Annotated in this window: 12 protein-coding genes; 2 read left to right on the forward strand and 10 right to left on the reverse strand. The window is 35.1% G+C overall.

What is annotated here, in order from left to right; genetic code table 11:
• Positions 1-38 precede the first annotated feature (38 nt).
• The 6 genes from M0M57_RS05565 to M0M57_RS05590 form a co-directional block, all read right to left on the reverse strand.
• The gene (locus M0M57_RS05565; protein ID WP_248436140.1) at positions 39-797 is read right to left on the reverse strand and encodes a succinate dehydrogenase/fumarate reductase iron-sulfur subunit; all 759 of its coding nucleotides are present in this window, start codon (positions 795-797) and stop codon (positions 39-41) included.
• Positions 798-803: 6 nt separating this feature from the next.
• Complete coding sequence (locus M0M57_RS05570; protein WP_248436142.1) at positions 804-2,813, reverse strand: fumarate reductase/succinate dehydrogenase flavoprotein subunit; 2,010 nt, start codon at positions 2,811-2,813, stop codon at positions 804-806.
• Between the two features lie 19 nt (positions 2,814-2,832).
• Positions 2,833-3,729 carry a succinate dehydrogenase cytochrome b subunit gene (locus M0M57_RS05575; RefSeq protein ID WP_248436144.1) on the reverse strand — a complete coding sequence of 299 codons (897 nt, stop codon included), beginning with the start codon at positions 3,727-3,729 and terminating at the stop codon, positions 2,833-2,835.
• Positions 3,730-3,894: 165 nt separating this feature from the next.
• The gene (locus tag M0M57_RS05580) at positions 3,895-4,776 is read right to left on the reverse strand and encodes a hypothetical protein (protein ID WP_248436146.1); all 882 of its coding nucleotides are present in this window, start codon (positions 4,774-4,776) and stop codon (positions 3,895-3,897) included.
• Between the two features lies 1 nt (position 4,777).
• Complete coding sequence (locus tag M0M57_RS05585; protein ID WP_407647470.1) at positions 4,778-5,686, reverse strand: ChaN family lipoprotein; 909 nt, start codon at positions 5,684-5,686, stop codon at positions 4,778-4,780.
• Entirely contained in the window at positions 5,664-8,489 is a 2,826-nt protein-coding gene (locus M0M57_RS05590) for a WD40/YVTN/BNR-like repeat-containing protein (protein WP_248436148.1), read from the reverse strand. The genes M0M57_RS05585 and M0M57_RS05590 overlap by 23 nt, the downstream gene beginning before the upstream one ends.
• Before the next feature lie 125 nt (positions 8,490-8,614).
• On the opposite strand from M0M57_RS05590, the gene M0M57_RS05595 reads away from it, so the two are divergent.
• Positions 8,615-9,907, forward strand: a complete 1,293-nt coding sequence (locus tag M0M57_RS05595; protein WP_248436150.1) for an aminopeptidase P family protein — start codon at positions 8,615-8,617, stop codon at positions 9,905-9,907.
• 290 nt (positions 9,908-10,197) lie between these two features.
• On the opposite strand, the gene M0M57_RS05600 is transcribed toward M0M57_RS05595, so the two are convergent.
• The gene (locus M0M57_RS05600; RefSeq protein WP_248436152.1) at positions 10,198-12,864 is read right to left on the reverse strand and encodes a T9SS type B sorting domain-containing protein; all 2,667 of its coding nucleotides are present in this window, start codon (positions 12,862-12,864) and stop codon (positions 10,198-10,200) included.
• Positions 12,865-13,172: 308 nt separating this feature from the next.
• Here M0M57_RS05600 and M0M57_RS05605 point away from each other — a divergent pair, with 308 nt between their 5' ends.
• Positions 13,173-13,961 carry an alpha/beta fold hydrolase gene (locus M0M57_RS05605; RefSeq protein ID WP_248436154.1) on the forward strand — a complete coding sequence of 263 codons (789 nt, stop codon included), beginning with the start codon at positions 13,173-13,175 and terminating at the stop codon, positions 13,959-13,961.
• 3 nt (positions 13,962-13,964) lie between these two features.
• Here M0M57_RS05605 and M0M57_RS05610 read toward each other — a convergent pair whose 3' ends face one another.
• The 3 genes from M0M57_RS05610 to kbl form a co-directional block, all read right to left on the reverse strand.
• Positions 13,965-16,718, reverse strand: coding sequence for a PD-(D/E)XK nuclease family protein (locus M0M57_RS05610; protein WP_248436156.1), 2,754 nt, complete (start codon positions 16,716-16,718; stop codon positions 13,965-13,967).
• Between the two features lie 62 nt (positions 16,719-16,780).
• Positions 16,781-18,172, reverse strand: a complete 1,392-nt coding sequence (locus M0M57_RS05615; protein ID WP_248436158.1) for an OmpA family protein — start codon at positions 18,170-18,172, stop codon at positions 16,781-16,783.
• A gap of 99 nt (positions 18,173-18,271) precedes the next feature.
• On the reverse strand, positions 18,272-19,465 hold the full coding sequence (gene kbl, locus M0M57_RS05620) for a glycine C-acetyltransferase (protein WP_248436160.1): 1,194 nt from the start codon (positions 19,463-19,465) through the stop codon (positions 18,272-18,274).
• Position 19,466: the final 1 nt, after the last annotated feature.

The following is a 19,466-nucleotide window of genomic DNA, read 5'->3' on the forward strand; positions in this document are numbered from 1 at the left end:
ATGCGTTTTTCTATGCTAATTACTATTTTTTACTAAAATTATAAACTCGCTTTCAAATATTCGCGGTTCATTCTAGCTATATTTTCTAGTGAAATTCCCTTTGGACATTCAATCTCACAAGCACCAGTATTGGTACAGTTTCCAAATCCTTCTTCGTCCATTTGGCGAACCATATTTAAAACTCGTTCAGTAGCTTCTACTTTACCTTGTGGTAAAAGTGCATATTGTGAAACTTTTGCTCCAACAAATAACATGGCAGATCCATTTTTGCAAGTTGCAACGCATGCTCCACAACCAATACAAGCTGCTGCCATAAAAGCATTATCAGCATCGTGCTTTGGAACCGGAATTGTATTTGCGTCAATGGTGTTTCCTGAAGTGTTTACAGATACAAAACCACCAGCTTGTTGAATTCGGTCAAAAGCAGTTCTGTCCACCACTAAATCTTTAATTACCGGGAAAGCTTTACTTCTCCATGGTTCTACAAAAATAGTATCGCCATCATTAAACATTCGCATGTGTAACTGACAAGTTGTGATACCGGTATCTGGCCCGTGAGCACGTCCGTTGATGTATAGCGAACAGCTTCCGCAGATTCCTTCGCGACAATCGTGATCAAAGGCAACTGGTTCTTTTCTATCGTTTACTAATTGCTCATTTAATTGGTCTAACATTTCCAAAAACGAACTGGCTGTTGAAACATTATCTAGTTTATATGTTTCGATTCCACCTTTAGTTTTAGCATTTTTTTGACGCCAAATTTTAAGGGTAATATTTATATTTTTTGCTGCACTCATAGTATCTTATTTATAATTTCTAGCTGCAATTTTGATTTCTTCGTATTTCAATTCTTCTTTGTGTAGCTCTGATTTTGAAATGTCTGAACCTTTGTATTCCCAAGCACCCACAAATTTGAAGTTTTCATCGTCACGTAATGTTTCGCCTTCGGCATCTTGATATTCTTCTCGGAAGTGACCTCCGCAAGATTCGTTTCGTTGCAATGCATCCATTGCCATTAATTGTCCGAGTTCGATAAAATCGGCTACACGTAGAGCTTTTTCTAATTCTGGATTTAATTCGTCTGAAGTTCCCGGAACAAAAACATCGCTGTAGAATTCTTCTTTAAGTTGAGCAATTTCAGAAATGGCTTGTTTTAAACCTTGTTCGTTTCTTCCCATACCAACTTTATTCCACATAATTAAACCTAAACGTTTGTGGAAATGGTCAACTGTTTTGGAACCGTTATTGTTTAAAAATTTATCAATTAATTTTTTAACGTTGTTTTCTGCTTCAGCGAACTCAGGTAAATCAGTCGAAATTTTTCCGGTTCTGATTTCATCGGCTAAATAATTGGAAACTGTATAAGGTAAAACAAAATACCCATCGGCTAAACCTTGCATTAAAGCGGAAGCACCTAGTCTGTTTGCTCCGTGATCAGAGAAATTTGCCTCTCCTGCCACAAAACAACCCGGAATGGTTGACATCAAATTATAATCTACCCAAACACCTCCCATTGTGTAGTGAACCGCCGGATAAATCTTCATTGGTGTTTCATACGGATTTTCGTCGGTAATTTTTTGGTACATTGTGAATAAGTTTCCGTACTTTTCTTCCAACCATTTTTTACCTAACTTGATTATTTCTTCTTCGGAAGGGTTGTGATTTCCTTGAGCATAAGCGGCTTGTTTTCCTTTGTTTTTAATTTCTGTAGAGAAATCAAGGTAAACTCCTTCGTTTGTATCATTGGCTTCAATTCCATAACCGGCATCACAACGTTCTTTGGCGGCTCTGGAAGCTACGTCACGAGGAACTAAGTTTCCAAAAGCAGGATATCTTCTTTCTAAGAAATAATCTCTATTTTCTTCTGCAATTTGCGTTGGTTTTAAATTTCCTGAACGAATTGCTTCTGCATCTTCTTTCTTTTTTGGGACCCAAATTCGACCCGAATTACGCAATGATTCCGACATCAACGTTAATTTTGACTGATTGGTGCCGTGAACCGGAATACACGTTGGGTGAATTTGCACATAACATGGATTGGCGAATAACGCTCCTTGTTTATGGATTTTCCAACCCGCAGTTACGTTACTTCCCATTGCATTGGTTGAAAGGAAATAAACGTTTCCGTAACCTCCTGATGCTATAATTACAGCGTGAGCTGAATGTCTTTCTAATTCTCCAGTGATTAAGTTTCTGGCAATAATTCCGCGAGCTTTTCCGTCAACTTTTACCAATTCTAACATTTCATGGCGGTTGTACATTTTTACACGACCTAATCCGATTTGTCTTGATAAAGCTGAATAAGCTCCTAATAATAATTGTTGTCCTGTTTGACCTGCTGCATAAAACGTACGTTGTACTTGAGTTCCTCCGAAAGAACGGTTGTCTAACATTCCGCCATATTCACGAGCAAAAGGAACACCTTGAGCCACACATTGGTCGATGATGCTTCCTGAAACCTCGGCTAAACGATGCACGTTTGCTTCACGAGCACGGTAATCGCCACCTTTTATCGTATCATAAAAAAGTCGGTAAACACTATCACCATCGTTTTGATAATTTTTAGCAGCGTTAATTCCACCCTGAGCAGCAATAGAGTGAGCTCTTCGAGGTGAATCTTGAAAACAAAAAGCACTTACATTATAACCCATTTCTCCAAAAGAAGCGGCTGCAGAAGCTCCGGCTAAACCGGTTCCAACTACAATAATATCAATTTTTGGACGGTTATTTGGTGCAACTAATTTTAAATGATTTTTGTGGTTTGTCCACTTTTGAGCAACTGGACCTTCCGGTATTTTTGAATCTAACTTCATAATATATTTCTGATGTTGATTATTTACTAAAATGAATATACAGTGGGATAATTGCAAACAACAATGGTACAATTACCGCAAAAGCTTTTCCTGCAAATTTGATGATTGGTGTCCATTTTGGACTATTTAATCCTAACGATTGAAATGCACTTTGGAATCCGTGCCATAAGTGAAAAGCTAAGACTATCATCGAAAAAACATAAAATAATGTAAAAAATAAACCTTCGTTCGGAATTACTCCAAACAATTTGTTTTTGCTTTTGAAGAAGTCGAATGTAATTTTATGTAAATCTTTATAAAGTTCACCAACTTTAACATTTGCATTAATACTGTATACATCTGTACCGTTTCTCACTTCAAGTTGCTTAGGTATTACACCGTCGGGTGGAGCAGGCTCGCCAGGCAATTTTACTTGATCTAAAGGATAAAACTGACCTACACTTCTACCTACAAAATAATCAGCCTTGTTTCCGGGAGCCGTTTGAACTGGTTGAGTCATCAAAGGCATGTTTTCATCAAAATGCATTTTTGCCCAAAAATTAATCATGTGTGTGGCGATAAAAACTAAAACCAATGTTCCTAGAATAGCCATGTTTCGTGAAGCAAAACTACTATTTGCAGATGGATTAGATTTTGCATAACCCACCGGTCGAGCTTTTTTGTTTTGAATTGCCAAAAGAATTCCATCAATAGCATGGAATAAAATTGAAATGTAAGTGAGATAAGAAAGAATTTTTACGGCTGGATTAGAAGTCATAAACAATGCATACTGATTGAACTGCAATTGACTATTTGGCATCAATAATTGTAAATTACCCGCCAAATGACCTACTAAAAACAAGCATAAAAATAAACCCGTAAGAGCCATCCAGTATTTTTTTCCGATGGATGACTTTAAAAGTGCAGATTTTGCCATAATGTTGTGTAAATAAATTTTTAAAAATTTCACACAAATTTACAGCTATTTGACAATAACTACAACCTTTTCGTTCTAATTTAAAGTGATTTTAAAGAAGGATTAACAAGTGTTTAGAAATTATAGCAACAAAGGGATGCTATTTCATTAAATCATTAAACGATTTTATCTAATATAACTTGGAATCATGCCTCTTAAACCCATGTCCACAACATTTTCGCCAGCTGAAGGCTCATATTTTCCGTCATTGTTTACTTCTGTCCATTCAAAACTATTGTTTAACGAAAGAGATAATGTTACCACAACATCAGAGGTTTCATTACCAACTAAGGTTAAATTATTTTCAAATTTTCCGGTTACCACACAAGAACCTTGAGGAACCGGAGATGTTTGAAACAATGGATTTGGCACAGTCGTTGCACCAGGAGGAGCTTGTCCGGAAGTCATATAAGGAAATGAATCCAATGCAAAAGCCCAATAACCTTGCAATCTATTTGCGTTTACAGGAAAAACATTATTGCCAATACTATGTGAACCAATGTATGTATTATAGCCTAAAAAACTATCTAAAGTTCCAGTATAGGTTGTTCCTTGACTAAAAACCTGAATTTTTCCACTTTGATAGGATAATGAAAGTCGAACCCATTCATATGATCCTGCCATTTGTGCTGTGATGGGAATGGTTAGAAAAACCTCATTTTGACCCACAATTTTTGCTTGACTGAAATCAATCGCCATCGCTCCGCCTAAATCAGTTTCAGGAGCATGATAAAGCACTTTTCCTTGTCCTAATAATGTAGTTGCCGAAGGTGCTAGTTCTAAATAATGAGCACTAATGCTTTTCATATCAGGTGTTTGAGCTGCATTTCCATTGGGAATAACCGAAGGTTGTCCTAAATTATTCAACCTCATTTGATTTGGATCAAACTTAATTTTGATGATTAAATTAGCCGGTTCAGCAGGTCCGTCTTCGGAACTACAAGAGAAAAATCCGTAACTTATCGCTAAGAGAAAAAGTACAGAAGTCAATTTAATCAGTTTGGTCATCTTAGTAGGTTTTGGTCACATCTTCGTCTATAACGAGAATAAAGTCGGCTTTATTGTAATGTTCTTGTTCTAATTTACTTAACTCTTTTTGTTCAACCGTAGCAATCGTAATAATTTTGGTGTTTTTACGGTATTGATCTACATACCAATTGATTCCTTCAAAAAAATCACTGTGATACGTTCCGTTATAATGCACAAAAATAGTGCCGTTTTTTAGGTTTTGAACGATAAAATGAGCCATCGTTGCATCTTTAATTGCTTGGGCTTTTGGCATCTTTTCTCCGGCATGGCCACCCATCATTTCTAACATTTTTTGATAACCGGGCAAATTAATATCAAACGGAATTGGTAACGGAGCAATCCAACTTTTTTCTTCATCGGATAAATCGTCTAAACCTGCAAAATCCTTTTTAAAAACAACACTCGCATATCGTCTTGGCACATTTGTGGCGATAAAAGGGAATTTTTTCGCTTTCGCAAAATCAACTAGTGGTTTGTAATCGGTTTTGTGATTGTTCCACAAACGTGCCGTAGTATCAAACTTTTTCTGGTCTATTTCGTCATTCAAATATTGATTTAATTGCTTTTGATTATCGGCTTCAATCATTTCTGCTCCTAAAATCAATGGCTTTTTTTCGGCTAAATCTTTTGTCAATTCTAATTGCAACCAATGTACGATTGAATTATCATGGTGTTCGCCAAATAAAACAAGTTCTGATTTTTCAGCTGCTTTTAGGATTTTTTCATAGGATGATTTTTTGCCGTTTTTATCGAAAACTTGATAGGGTGATTTGTTCTGAGAGAATGAAGATGTTGATATTAATAGGATTAAAAACCTCACCCCCAACCCCTCTCCAAAGGAGAGGGGAGCGAGCGTACTTAAAAATTTATTCTTTTTTATTTCTTTCATTTTGTGCGATTTCAAAAGGTGTGGATTGTGAAATTTTTCCTTGAGTGATTTTGATTTGATATTTTCCGGGAATTAGATACGTTTTTCCATTTTTTGATTCCGTTAAAGTAACTTTCTTATCTTTTTTCTTCCATTTTTCGATTCCGGATTTTGAAATTTCTACGTCGTAGTTCCATTGATTTATTCCGATTGATGCAGTTTGTTTATCTTCAAATACAACAATTCCGTTTTCGTGAATGACTTGAATCGTAACTTCGCCTTTATTTTTTGCGTAATAATCTACATCTATTTTTGGCTCATTGGCAGGCAGCCATTTACTCCAAGTGCTTCCCCAGAAATCAGAATGAGCAAGATTATCAACTGAAAATATTTTTAGATCTGAAGCTAACGTTTCTTCATTCAATTGCTGAATTGACTTCAAATTCACTTTATAAATCGATCTTCCATGCGTTCCAACCACCAAATCATTAGCTTCGGTTTGAATAACCATGTCGTGCACTGCAACCGGAGGCATTCCGTTGTTAAAAGTTTGCCAGTTTTTACCTTGATCAAATGAAATGTAAACACCATTATCAGAACCCAAATACAAAATATTCGGATTTACATTATCTTCCACTAACACATTTACAGAAAGCGTTTCAAATTTCGGAGCAATTGAATTCCACGTTTGCCCGTAATCATCGGAAAAATAAACATACGGTTTAAAATCATCCCAACGATAACCATTCAAAGTGACATAAACTCGATCGTTTTTGTGAGTCGAAGCCACGACTCTGGAAACCCATAAATCTTTTGGAAAAGTAGTTGAAATATTCTGCCAATTCACACCGCCGTCTTTCGAAATATGCACTAAACCATCATCACTTCCCGCATAAATCACTCCAAATTGTTGTTTGCTTTCGCTAATGGTGGTGAGCGTTCCATAAGCCACATTTCCTTCTTTTCCACCTTGTGTTAAATCGGAAGAAATTGGTGACCACGTTTCTCCTTGATCGAAAGAACGGTGAAGATATTGGGAACCCATGTACAAAATATCTTGGTTATGCGAAGACAACAAAATCGGTGTTTGCCAATTGAATCGTAACGGTTTTTCATCTTTTTTTGCTTTAGGCGAAATGTATTTCATTTCCTTTTTACTTCTGTCGATGCGATAATAATTCCCAAACTGAAAACCTGTAAAAACGATGTCAGCATTTCTTCGGTCAATTTGCGTTTGCATCCCATCGCCGCCCATTAAACTTTCAAACGGATATTTTCCTTCCTGATGCCATTCTACGTTGTATTTATAATTACTCGGGCCAACCCAAACGCCGTTATCCTGCATTCCACCATAAATGTTATATGGTTTTTGATAATCTACGCTCACGGAATAAAACTGACTCACTCCATGCGGATTGCATTTTATCCAATTGGCTCCATCATCATACGAAATATTCAATCCGCCATCATTTCCATTGATTAAATGACCTGGTTTTTTAGGATTCACCCACACAATGTGATGATCTACGTGCACATTTTCGCGATTGATGGAAACAAAGGATTTCCCGCCATCATCCGACTTTAAAACCGGAACTCCGGAAAGGTAAATTTTATCCGAATTATTTGAATCAACTGCAATTCTCCCAAAATAATAACCATACGAATAATAAAAATCATCAATAAAATCGGTATGTGTTTTTTTCCATGTTTTTCCGCCATCGGTCGATTTATAAACTTCTGCACCAATAACTTCGGTTTCAAAAAGAGCGGCATTGGCATCCAAAAGAAGTGATTTGACTTCTTCAGGTTTCATCGCACCATCCTTAACCAAATTTTTTAAATTTTGAGCTCGGTATTTTTCGGTATGACCGCGTTTTTTTAAATACGAATTAACTTCTTTATCAGGAATTTGCATAAAAACATCGCCCGGTACGCTAAACATGGTTGGCAAAGTAGTGTTTTTTGAAGCTGTCGAAGGTCTGTTGTTTTGATTGTCTAACAAAGCATAAATCGTATTGTCATCAAAAGCGGCCAAACCAATTCTGCCCACACCATCTCCGGTGGGAAATCCACTTTCCGGTGTTGAAATTAATTTCCATGAATTTCCGCCATCTTCACTTTTATAAATTCCGGAAGTAGTGCCATTTCCTAAAAAATTCCATGCTTTTCGATCTTTTTTCCAAGCTGCAGCATATTGAATGTTAAAATTTGTTGGTGAAACAGAAATATCGATAATTCCGGTTTCATCATCAATATAAAGCGTTTGTCTCCACGAATTCCCGCCATCGGTTGATTTATAAATTCCTCTTTCGGTGTTTTTAGAATACAAATGTCCGGTCACGCCAACTACAATTTCATTAGAATTATTCGGGTTAATTTCGATTTTTCCGATGTGATGACTGTCGGTTAAACCCATATTTTTCCACGTTTTTCCTTTATCAGAAGATTTTAAAATTCCGATTCCGGCATACGAAGAACGAGAGGCATTGTGTTCACCGGTTCCCACCCAAATTGTTCCGGTTTTCCAATCTACGGCAATTTCGCCAATGTTTTGAGTAGGCGAAGAATCCATGACTGGTTCAAAACTCATTCCGTTGTTGTTGGAATACCAGAGTCCGCCAGAAGCGTAGGCCACATAAAATTCAATTGGATTATTGGGATTTACATCCACATCAACCACTCTTCCACTCATGACAGTTGGCCCAACACTTTGAAAAGCAATGTTTTTGACTAATGAATTTTCTTTGAAACCATTTTCATTTTGAGCCCATGAAAAAGTAACTGCAAAAAGAAACCAAACAAAACAGATACATTCTTTTCTCATAAAATTGATTTTAGTACGGAAAATTAGGCATAACTCAGCTGTTGACAAAATTTTATCGTTGAATTAACAGCAAATCGTTGTATTCTTGTTATTTTTGAAATTCTTTAATTTACAATTTTCCTGATATGAAATACCATCCGATTGATCGAAATTTATACATAAAAAACCGAGCAAAATTTATCGCTCAAATGAAGCCAAACAGTGTGGCGGTTTTTAATTCTAATGATATTTATCCGGTGAGTGCCGATACGACGTTGCCGTTTGCACAACACCGTGACATTTTGTATTTGTCAGGCGTAGATCAGGAAGAAAGTATTTTGCTTTTGTTTCCCGATGCACCGTATGCTCATTTGAAAGAAATTTTATTTTTAAGAGAAACCAACGAACACATAGCAGTTTGGGAAGGCGAAAAACTGACTAAAGACCGTGCTTTTGAAGTTTCGGGTATTAAATCGGTATATTGGTTAAGCGATTTTAATAAGATTTTGAAAGAGGTGATGGCCTATTCTGATACGATGTACATCAACACCAATGAACATTATCGTGCTTCGATTGAAACGGAAACCCGTGAGGCTCGTTTTACAAAATGGTGGAAAGAAAATTATCCGGCTCATAAAGTGGAAAAAAGCAATCCGATTTTGCAGCGTTTGCGTTCGGTGAAAGAAAGTGAAGAAATTGATTTATTGCAAAAAGCGTGTGATTTAACTGAAAAAGGTTTCCGCAGAGTGCTATCTTTTGTGAAGCCGAATGTGATGGAATATGAAATTGAAGCGGAATTTGCTCACGAATTCATCCGAAATCGTTCGAAAGGATTTGCCTATACGCCGATTATTGCTTCTGGAAATAATGCGAATGTTTTACATTATATTGAAAACAACCAACAATGCAAAGCCGGCGATTTGATTTTGTTGGATGTTGGTGCAGAATACGCTAACTATTCGAGTGATATGACGAGAACGATTCCGGTTTCAGGGAAATTTAACGACCGCCAAAAAGCCGTTTACAATGCGGTTTTGAATGTAAAAAATGAAGCTACGAAATTATTAATTCCCGGAACTTTATGGAAAGAATATCATGTGGAAGTGGGTAAAATAATGACTTCAGAATTATTGAATTTAGGACTTTTAGACAAAGTCGATGTGCAAAATGAAAATCCGGAATGGCCGGCTTATAAAAAATATTTTATGCACGGCACCTCGCATCATTTGGGATTGGACACGCACGATTACGGATTGTTGCACGAACCAATGCAAGCCAATATGGTTTTTACGGTTGAACCCGGTATTTATATCCCAAAAGAAGGTTTTGGTATTCGTTTGGAAGATGATGTGGTAATACAAAAAAGTGGTGAACCGTTTAATTTGATGCGAAATATTCCGATTGAGATTGAAGAAATTGAATCTTTGATGAATTCTTAATTTGGTTTAAGAGTTTAAAGGTTTATATGTTTAAAAGGCGACTTGCAGGAATGTGGGTCGTTTTTTTGTCCGCAAAGTTGTCATTCCGACGAAGGAGGAATCTCACAATATGACTAACTTGATGTGATTTCTCCTTCGTCGAAATGACACAAAATCTATTACAATTAATATATTCATATCAAAATTCCTTTTCTCAAAAATAGGATTTTTATTCTGTAATAATTTACTTTTCTTTGATTAAGCCAATTTTTTTTGATAAGAACTATTGCTCTTAAAGCGGAAAATAAAATTTACCTTTTTAAAGAAAAATGCCCACGATAAATGATTTCTTTGTCTGATATTCGGATTATTTTAAACCAATAATCACTTGAAGGAAGATTAATTCCATTGTGTTTTCCATCCCAACCGATACTATTTTTATCAAACGATTTAATGAATTTTCCGTATCTGTCGTAGATTTCTACTTGAAATAGCTCTTGAAATTCAGAAAACTTAACTCTCCATTGATCATTCAGTCCATCACCATTTGGGGTGAAAAACTTTGGATAATTAAGCAAATAAATTTTTTCTGCTATACCCACGCAGTTTGATTCATTTTTGATATAAATGTTGTATTCTCCGGCTAATACATTTTCAAAATAATTGCTATTTTGGTAAGTTATCCCATCTAAAGAATACCAGAAATTTTCATCGTTTGGTAAAACTGTAATGGTGTTATTACTATCAGTCCAATCTTCTGTGATGATATTTTCGATGGTTGGAGGTGTTGAAAATTGTATGACTAATTCCGTTATTTTAAAACAAGAATTTTGTTCAGAATATATTCTGATAAAAATAGTTTGATTCGTAACTTGATAGTTTTGATAATTGGTAATTAGGTTCAAATTTCCATTGGCATCCTCAAAAGAATTATGATAACTAAAATCAAAATCAGACGCTAATGCACCTGAAGGAAGGAAGAAATTGTTGTAATCAGAAAGATTGATAACTTCAAAAACACCCTCTTCGTCTTCTTTACAAAAGGTCAGTGTATATTGATTTAGGCTGGCTCCTAAAAGATCTGAAATAATGATTGGAATGCGTTCACTTTCACATTCATTAATGGTTTGGCTCACATAATAGGTGGTTTCTGGAATAATTGCTGTAGAAGAAGGAATTGAATCTCCATCGATCGAATCATAAAAGGTTATGTTTTGTCCTTCTATTGATAAATCCGATAACATTAAATCTTCAACATAACAAGGTTGCAAAGTATTAAAAACTGGAGGTGGCGGAACGAAAATGGTCATTATTACGGGCAATCTTTCAAAATTGGGACAATTTTCAACAATGTTTTCATAAAAATAGGTCTGTCCGTCAATTACTTCAAAATCATCACTTAAAGGCGTTGAAGACACCATCGAACTATACCATTTGACATTTAACGCTTTTGGTTTGATGTCTGCAATTACAGGATTTGGAGTTGTGCCGAAACAAAATTCGTAAGTGTCTTCAAACAGAGGGACAATATCACAGTTAGTGAGTTTTAAAACGTAAGCTCTTGTTTCATAATAAAACCATCCCGTATCTTCGATTTCAAATATATCTGTAGATAAAATATAATCATTAAACGGATGTGGGTCAAAATCGGTTTCTCGACTAAAATAACCTCCTAACAGTATATTGTCTTCTGTGTCGGTACTAACTGTATTAACATTTACACGATCTTCAATTGTATTTTCAAATAATAGTTTATAATCAATCAATTCTCCATTCAAGTTTGCTTTCAGCAATAATGCTGATGCATTTTCTACTTCTATAGTTGTGTCTTCATTCCTATAGAATAATTGATTATACTTTGACTTTATTGGCATAATCAATTCACCAAGATTGTTAAAGGTGAAATCCATTAGCCTTTGATCTCCGGGACCAAATAAAGGAGTGTTCCAAATATGATTTCCATTTGTGTCTGCTTTAAACAACACCGAATTATAACTTAAGTCATTACTAGGAGGTAAATCACTTATATTGGTATTATTAAATTGTATAGAGAAAGGTTCTGTATAATTTGCTGAGAAGAAAATAGTATCTGATTCATCTATTTTCATTTTAGTAACACTATAATCCAACAAATCTATAATCCAATTTTCATCTAGATTAGGAAGTAACTTTAATATGAACTCTGAAGTAATATATTCATCAGCCGGAACTTGCTCTAAAACTGTATTACCAAACATAAAATTGTTGCGATAAAAACCAGTACAATAGATATTATTTTGGCTATCTATCTCAATTTCTGACAAACCATTATAAGAGTTACTATTTTGATTATCAAATGTTTTCTCCCAGATAGTAGTTAAATTATTGTCTAATTTGGTAATATAACCCCATTCGACTATGTGATCGATAAATATATTATCGCTATATAAAATTGTGTATCCAACAGCAACTAAATCATTATTACTATCTAATTCAATATCGTAAATAAAAGTGTCTTCAAATAAAATAGTGTCTATATAATTACCATATTTATCTAATTTCAAAACAAACCCATAAATTTGATCTTTTGACAAGTCTTCATAGGTTGGTGACAATATATTTGGGAAAAATGGATTTGGAGGGTTTGGATCAAAATATAATGTTGAAACATGTGGTCGAGTAGATCCACTGATGAAAATATTTTCGTTCTCATCTAACTTTATTGAAGTAAAGAGGTAATGACCGCCTAGTTTCCAATTCTTAGCCCATAAAATATTTTTGCTTTCGTCTAATTTTACTAAGAAACCGGATGTTATAGATCCTGTGCTAAAAAAAATTTCTTCTTGACCATCTCCAAAATCAGAATGACCATTATGTCTCCCTATTGCATAAATATGATTACTACTATTCGTAACCAAATGTGTTACAGGCGAACCAGGAATAAGATCTTGGCCAACCACACCTTTCGTAGCATATACCCAATCAAACCCTTGTCCCAAAGATTTTAAGGGAAAGAGGAAAATAAAAAGCAATAACAGAAATGCTTTTGATTGTAAGTTATTAATATGTTTACAAAATGAAATCACAAGTAAATAGAATTGAAAATAATGAATTAACGAAAATACAAAAAAAAATCCTAAAAGACTTACTTTCTTGGCTTTAGAAAAGAGATGTAATCGGGCTGCACTGGGAAATTAAAAAATTAAAGAGTTGTGATATTCTGTTTTAATAAACTAATTTATTCATTTCAAATTGGATTTTCGCTCACTTATAATTTACTTTGCCAAACCAACCTGAAACTTGAAACTTGAAACCTAAAACAACCCTCTACAAAAACACCAAAATCAACTATACCGACACAGGAAAAGGAACGGCTGTGGTTTTACTTCACGGTTTTCTGGAAAATTTAGGAATGTGGAATGCGTTTATAGATGAATTTTCAAAGAAAAATCGCATCATTGCGATCGATTTATTGGGTCACGGCGATACAGAATGTTTAGGTTACGTCCACACCATGGAAGACCAAGCCGATATGGCACATGAAGTGTTGCATGAACTAAAAATCAGAAAAGCAGTTTTTATCGGGCATTCGATGGGTGGTTATGTGGCGTTGGCTTTCGCCGAATTGTATCCGGATAACGTGAAAGGATTGGTTTTGTTGAATTCGACTTCGCGTGCCGATAGTGAGGAACGCAAAACAAATCGAGATCGGGCAATTTTGGCTGTGAAACAAAATTATTCTTCTTTTATACGAATGTCGATTGCAAATTTATTTAGCGAAGATAATCGGGAACGCTTAGCCGATAAAATTGAAGAAGTTCGTAACGAAGCTTTAAAAACACCACTTCAAGGCATTGTTGCCGCATTAGAAGGCATGAAAATTCGCAACGACAGAGAGGTTTTGTTGCATTTTTCACCTTATCCAATTTTGTTAATTTTAGGTAAAAAAGATGGTGTGTTGAACTACAAAGACAGCATTGAACAAATTGAAAACACAAAAGTAGAATTGGTTTCTTTTCCGGATGGACACATGAGTCACATTGAAAATGAAGCGGAATTGAAAGCTGTTTTGCTTAGATTTATAAAGAAAATCTAATCCTTATAAAATTTTCTCCTCAAAAGGAAATTCAACATTTAAAATTTCATTTAACAACACAATTAATTCCGTTTTAAAATCATCTAAAACAGAATCATCTACTTGATTCACAATCACTTCTCGTCCTTCCTTAATTTGAAAAGGCATAAATCCGGCTTTTAAGTTTTTGAAGGAAATAATGCCGACTTCCAATTCCGTATTCGGGAAATCGGATTGAACCATGAAGGCATAACATAACAATTGAATGATTTTATCGTATTTGATGTCTTCCGTTAAACCGTTCCAATTAGAAATAGATAAACTGGCTTGTTCTACTTTTCCGGTTTTATAGTCGATGATGCGGAGTTTTCCGTTTCTAAGTTCAATTCTATCTACATTTCCTTTTATTTTGATGGGAAATGGGAGTCGTTCATCATTTAAAATTTGTTCGTAATTTTTTTCCAAAAACAAGACTTTCACAGCATCATTTTGTTCTAAAAGACGTTTTTCGAGTTGAAGAAAATTGAAGACATTCCGTTTCGCTACTTCAAAAGCCAATAGGTTTTTACCTTTCGTAATTTCACCTTCTTTATAAACCAATTTGAATTGCTTCAACACCTCATCATTTGCCAATTGAAGCATATTTTCAACATTCAAAACGCTTAAAAAAATATTCAAATGAGGTTTATACAATTCCTCCAAAGCACCGTGAATGATTGTTCCGAGTGTGTTCACGGCAATGTTTTCTTCCACCTCATCCACTTCAGAAATACGCAAAATTCGCTGAAAATAGAATTGCATCGGGTTGCGAATATACGTTGTAAGAGTTGATGGTGAAAACCCATTTTCTGCCATTTCTCTTAATCGTTGCATAACCAAATCAGACTTTTCAACCAACATGGTTTGATGAGCTTTTTCAGGCAAATAAGCATTATAAATTTGATGAGTAATGGTATGATTCGGTTGTTTTTCCACTTCCAACTGCGTGATAAATCGGCTTTTTTCGCCGGCATCAATTCCTTCCGATTCGGTGTTATAAAGCAAATAAATATTCTTGGCTCGTTGCAAAAGATGATAGAAATGATAGGTATAAATCGCATCTTTTTCTTTAAAAGTAGGCAAACCCAATTCTCTTTTCACATCTAACGGAATAAACGAATTTTGCGACTTTCCTGCGGGAAAAACACCTTCATTCATCGATGTTATGATCACTGTATCAAAATCGAGCACACGGCTTTCTAAAACTCCCATTATTTGAAGACCTTGCAAGGGTTCACCTTCAAAAGAAACTTCGGCTAAATCGATTATTTGTTTGTAAAGCGAAAACAAACCTTCAATGGAAGTAATATGATTGTATTGTTCGCAATAAGTTGCTAGTTTATTAATCACTTTAAAAACCGCATAAACAAAACTTTTGGTCATTTTATCTTTGGAACTTTCCAACGATAAAAAGTGCTTAATCTCAAGTAGTAAGGATGAGATTTTTTCTAAAACAACAACCGGATTATCATTCCATTTTTCAAATAAAAGTGTGAAAAAATCAGTTTTTGTTTCGTTAAATTCAAGTAATTTGGCGTGAGAGATAAAGGTGAAATTATTTTCATTCATCTTTTTAACTACCAATTTAGCCTTAGCAAAAGGTTCAACCAACGGATTTTGAAGAACTTCCAACACATCTTTATAGTAAAAGACATAACTGGATTGACTCCGTTTAAAAGCATTTTGGTGCATTTTAAACAATTTTGTAACCAACAATTGAGCGGGATTATTTTTGGCAGAATAACCCATGGTGATATTGAGATGAGAAACAGATTGCGGAAGTGAATGCAAAAGCGGAATCAACATATTTTCTTCACCTAGAACCACGGCTATATTTTCAAGTTTTTGTTCAGATGAAATGGTTTCAATTATTTCACCAACCAACTTTGCCTGACCAATGGTTTTGGGTGTTCCCATGATTTGAATTGTCTTGGGTTGCTTGAATTCATTGAATAGCCATTCGTATGGATTTGACTTGTAATGAGTCCATGACTTTTTGATTTTTCTGGCAAATAACCCTGCATCATGGTAAGGGTCATTGAGAAAAGTTTCTTCCACATCCCACAAAACATCTGCTTTTTCAACAGAAAGTAAATGTTGAAATATTTTTTCTTCGGCTTGATTCAACGCATTAAATCCGGCAAAAATGATTTTATGTTGGATAGAATTTGAAAAATGATTCAAATTTTCAACTGCTTCTCTATAAATCAAACCTTGATAACCTATTCCTTTGGAAAGCAAATGTTTATAAAATGCATCATAATACAAAGGCATATTCTCCCAAAACAAAAGATAATTTTCAATTAATTTTGTCTTGTCTTGTGGTTCAAGATTCCATCTTTTAATGGCTTCTATGTCTTTTAAATACGAAAAGACGTGATTTGGTTCTAATAGATAACGATCAATTTCATTAAAATCTTGCAATAATGTTTTCCCCCAATTTGAAAATTGTTCAAAAGGTTGTTGCTCTTTTTCGGTTAAACTGATGTAAACATTATAGAATTCGAATAACAATTCAACTGAATCTACCGAACGTATTCCGGCAATGTCTTGAATAAAGTCTTCGATACTGATAATTTTGGGAGCAAAACTGTTTTGTTGAATTTCATTTTTTAATTCTTCTAATAAAAAGACTTTTGCTCTTTTATTGGGAAGAACAACAACTAATTCCTCAATTATAGCTGAATAATTGGCAACGATATGCTTTGCAAGTAACGATAAAAAAGAAATTGGCTTCATGTTATAAAAATAAAAAAACGCCCCGATAAATCGGAGCGTTTCTTCAATTATTTAAAAAGAAATTATTTTATAACAACAACTTCTGTTCTTCTGTTTTGAGCTCTACCTGCAGCTGTTTTGTTATCAGCAACTGGTCTAGATGGACCATATCCTTCAGACTCTAATCTTGAAGCGTCAACACCGTTAGCAATTAAGTAATCTTTAACAGCAGCAGCTCTTTCTTTAGAAAGTCTTTCGTTTGTAGCAGCTGTACCAGTACTATCTGTGTGTCCTTCAATTCTGAATCTTGAATGTGGATATTCATTCATTACATTTTTGATAGAAGCTAAAGTTCCGAAAGAAACTTGTTTGATAGTAGATTTACCAGTATCAAATAAGATAGATTTAGCGAAATCATTTAATTGTTTTACAACTTCTTCTGATACTTCAGGACAACCGTTGTTAGCAACAGTACCTTTTACTTGTGGACATCTGTCATCTTTGTCAAGAACTCCGTCACCATCTGAATCTGGCCATGGACATCCTTTGTTTTCTTTTGGTCCTTTTTCGTTTGGACATTGATCGTCTTTATCAGCGATTCCGTCACCATCTGTATCAGGACAACCTTTTAATGATTTTAAACCAGCAACTTCTGGACAATCATCATCTTTATCAGCAACTCCGTCTCCATCAGTATCAGGACAACCTTGGAATTCAGCTAAACCAAATTCATTTGGACAAGCGTCATCTCCATCAATAATTCCATCACCGTCTGTATCAGGACATCCGTTGAATTGTTTTAAACCAGGTACATCTGGACAAGCATCGTCTTTGTCATAGATTCCATCACCATCTGTATCTTTACCACCAAATTTGAAAGTAAGACCAGCAAAGTGTTGTAAGTGTGAAGGCATAACAGTTCTGTCATCCTCGAAAGAATGTTTGTAAGTAGATTTTACAGAAAGACCTACTACATCAGTGAACCAAAAATTAAAACCTAATCCTCCGTTAACTGTACCTGCACTGTTATCACCTAAGAAAGTGTAACCTCCACCAATGTGCAATACAGGCTCGATAAATTTAAAGAAAGTACCAACGCTATAGTTGATTGCTCCATCAATTCCGTAGTACATTTCGTCAATATCTGTAACTACATAATCACCATTGTTCATGTCTGATTTTTCAGATACAAATTTGTCAATTTTGTTAAAAGATCCAGTTACTCCAAAAGAGAAATTGTCACCTACGTGTCTAGATACTGTTAAGTAAGATACAGAAGGAACTACATTCCAAAAATCTTTAGCGTTAAAATATTCAGAAAACTGATTTTTAACACTCTCGGCAGCACTAACTCTACCTCCGTCTACGGCATTCGCTCCAAAGGAGATTGCCCATGGGTTGTTACTATCCTGAGCCTGTGAACTTAGTCCAGCAAACATAAAGATAGCGACAACTAATTTGTTAAGATGTTTCATACTTGATTTGTTTTGATTACAATACATTGTTAATTGATGCAAAAATAAGATGTTTTCTGCTAACTACAAAACTTAATGTTAAAAATATTAATAAGAAAACTATATAACTTTCAATGACCTACCCACTTGAGTGAACGCATCGATAGCGATATCAAGGTGTTCTTTGGTATGAGCAGCAGAGAGTTGCACACGAATTCTTGCTTTATCTTTTGGCACTACAGGAAAAAAGAAGCCAATTACATAAACTCCTTTTTTTAACAATTCATCAGCCATTTGCTGTGATAACTTTGCGTCATATAGCATTACAGGAACAATTGCAGAATCTCCGTCAATAATATCGAAACCGGCTTCTTTCATTCCTTTTTTGAAATAATTGGTATTCCATTCGAGTTGATCACGAAGCGAAGTATCTTTTTCTAATAATTCAAAAACTTTTAGAGAAGCACCAACTATTGAAGGAGCTAATGAATTTGAAAATAAATAAGGCCGTGAACGTTGTCTTAATAGTTCAATAATTTCTTTTTTAGCAGTGGTATAACCTCCCATGGCTCCGCCTAATGCTTTTCCTAATGTTCCGGTGATGATGTCAACGCGACCCATAACACCTTTTGCTTCCAATGTTCCTTTTCCGGTTGCACCAATAAATCCGGCAGCATGACATTCGTCTACCATTACCATCGCATCATATTTATCGGCTAAATCGCAAATTTTGTCTAGTGAAGCAACTATACCATCCATCGAAAAAACACCATCGGTTACAATTAATTTAAAGCGTTTTCCTTCTTGATTGGCTTTAATCAATTGTTGTTCCAACTCTTCCATATTATTATTATCATAACGATAGCGGGCTGCTTTACACAAACGAACCCCATCAATAATAGAAGCATGATTTAAACTATCCGAAATAATAGCATCTTCTTCACCTAACAAAGGTTCAAAAACACCACCGTTTGCATCAAAAGCTGCTGCATACAAAATCGTGTCTTCGGTTCCGTAGAATTCAGCGATTTTTTGTTCTAATTGTTTGTGAATATCTTGTGTGCCGCAAATGAATCGAACAGACGACATTCCGAAGCCATGCGAATCTAAGGCATCTTTGGCCGCTTGAACCACTTCAGGATGCGAAGAGAGTCCTAAATAATTATTTGCACAGAAATTCAGTACTTTTTCGCCAGTAGAAATTGTGATTTCTGCTCCTTGAGGCGAAGTAATGATGCGTTCTTTTTTAAACAATCCGTTTTGTTGAATTGTATCTAATTCGTTTTGTAAGTGTTGTTGTATTTTACCGTACATG

Origin of the sequence: Flavobacterium azooxidireducens, assembly GCF_023195775.1 — a bacterium.
GTDB lineage: Bacteria > Bacteroidota > Bacteroidia > Flavobacteriales > Flavobacteriaceae > Flavobacterium > Flavobacterium azooxidireducens.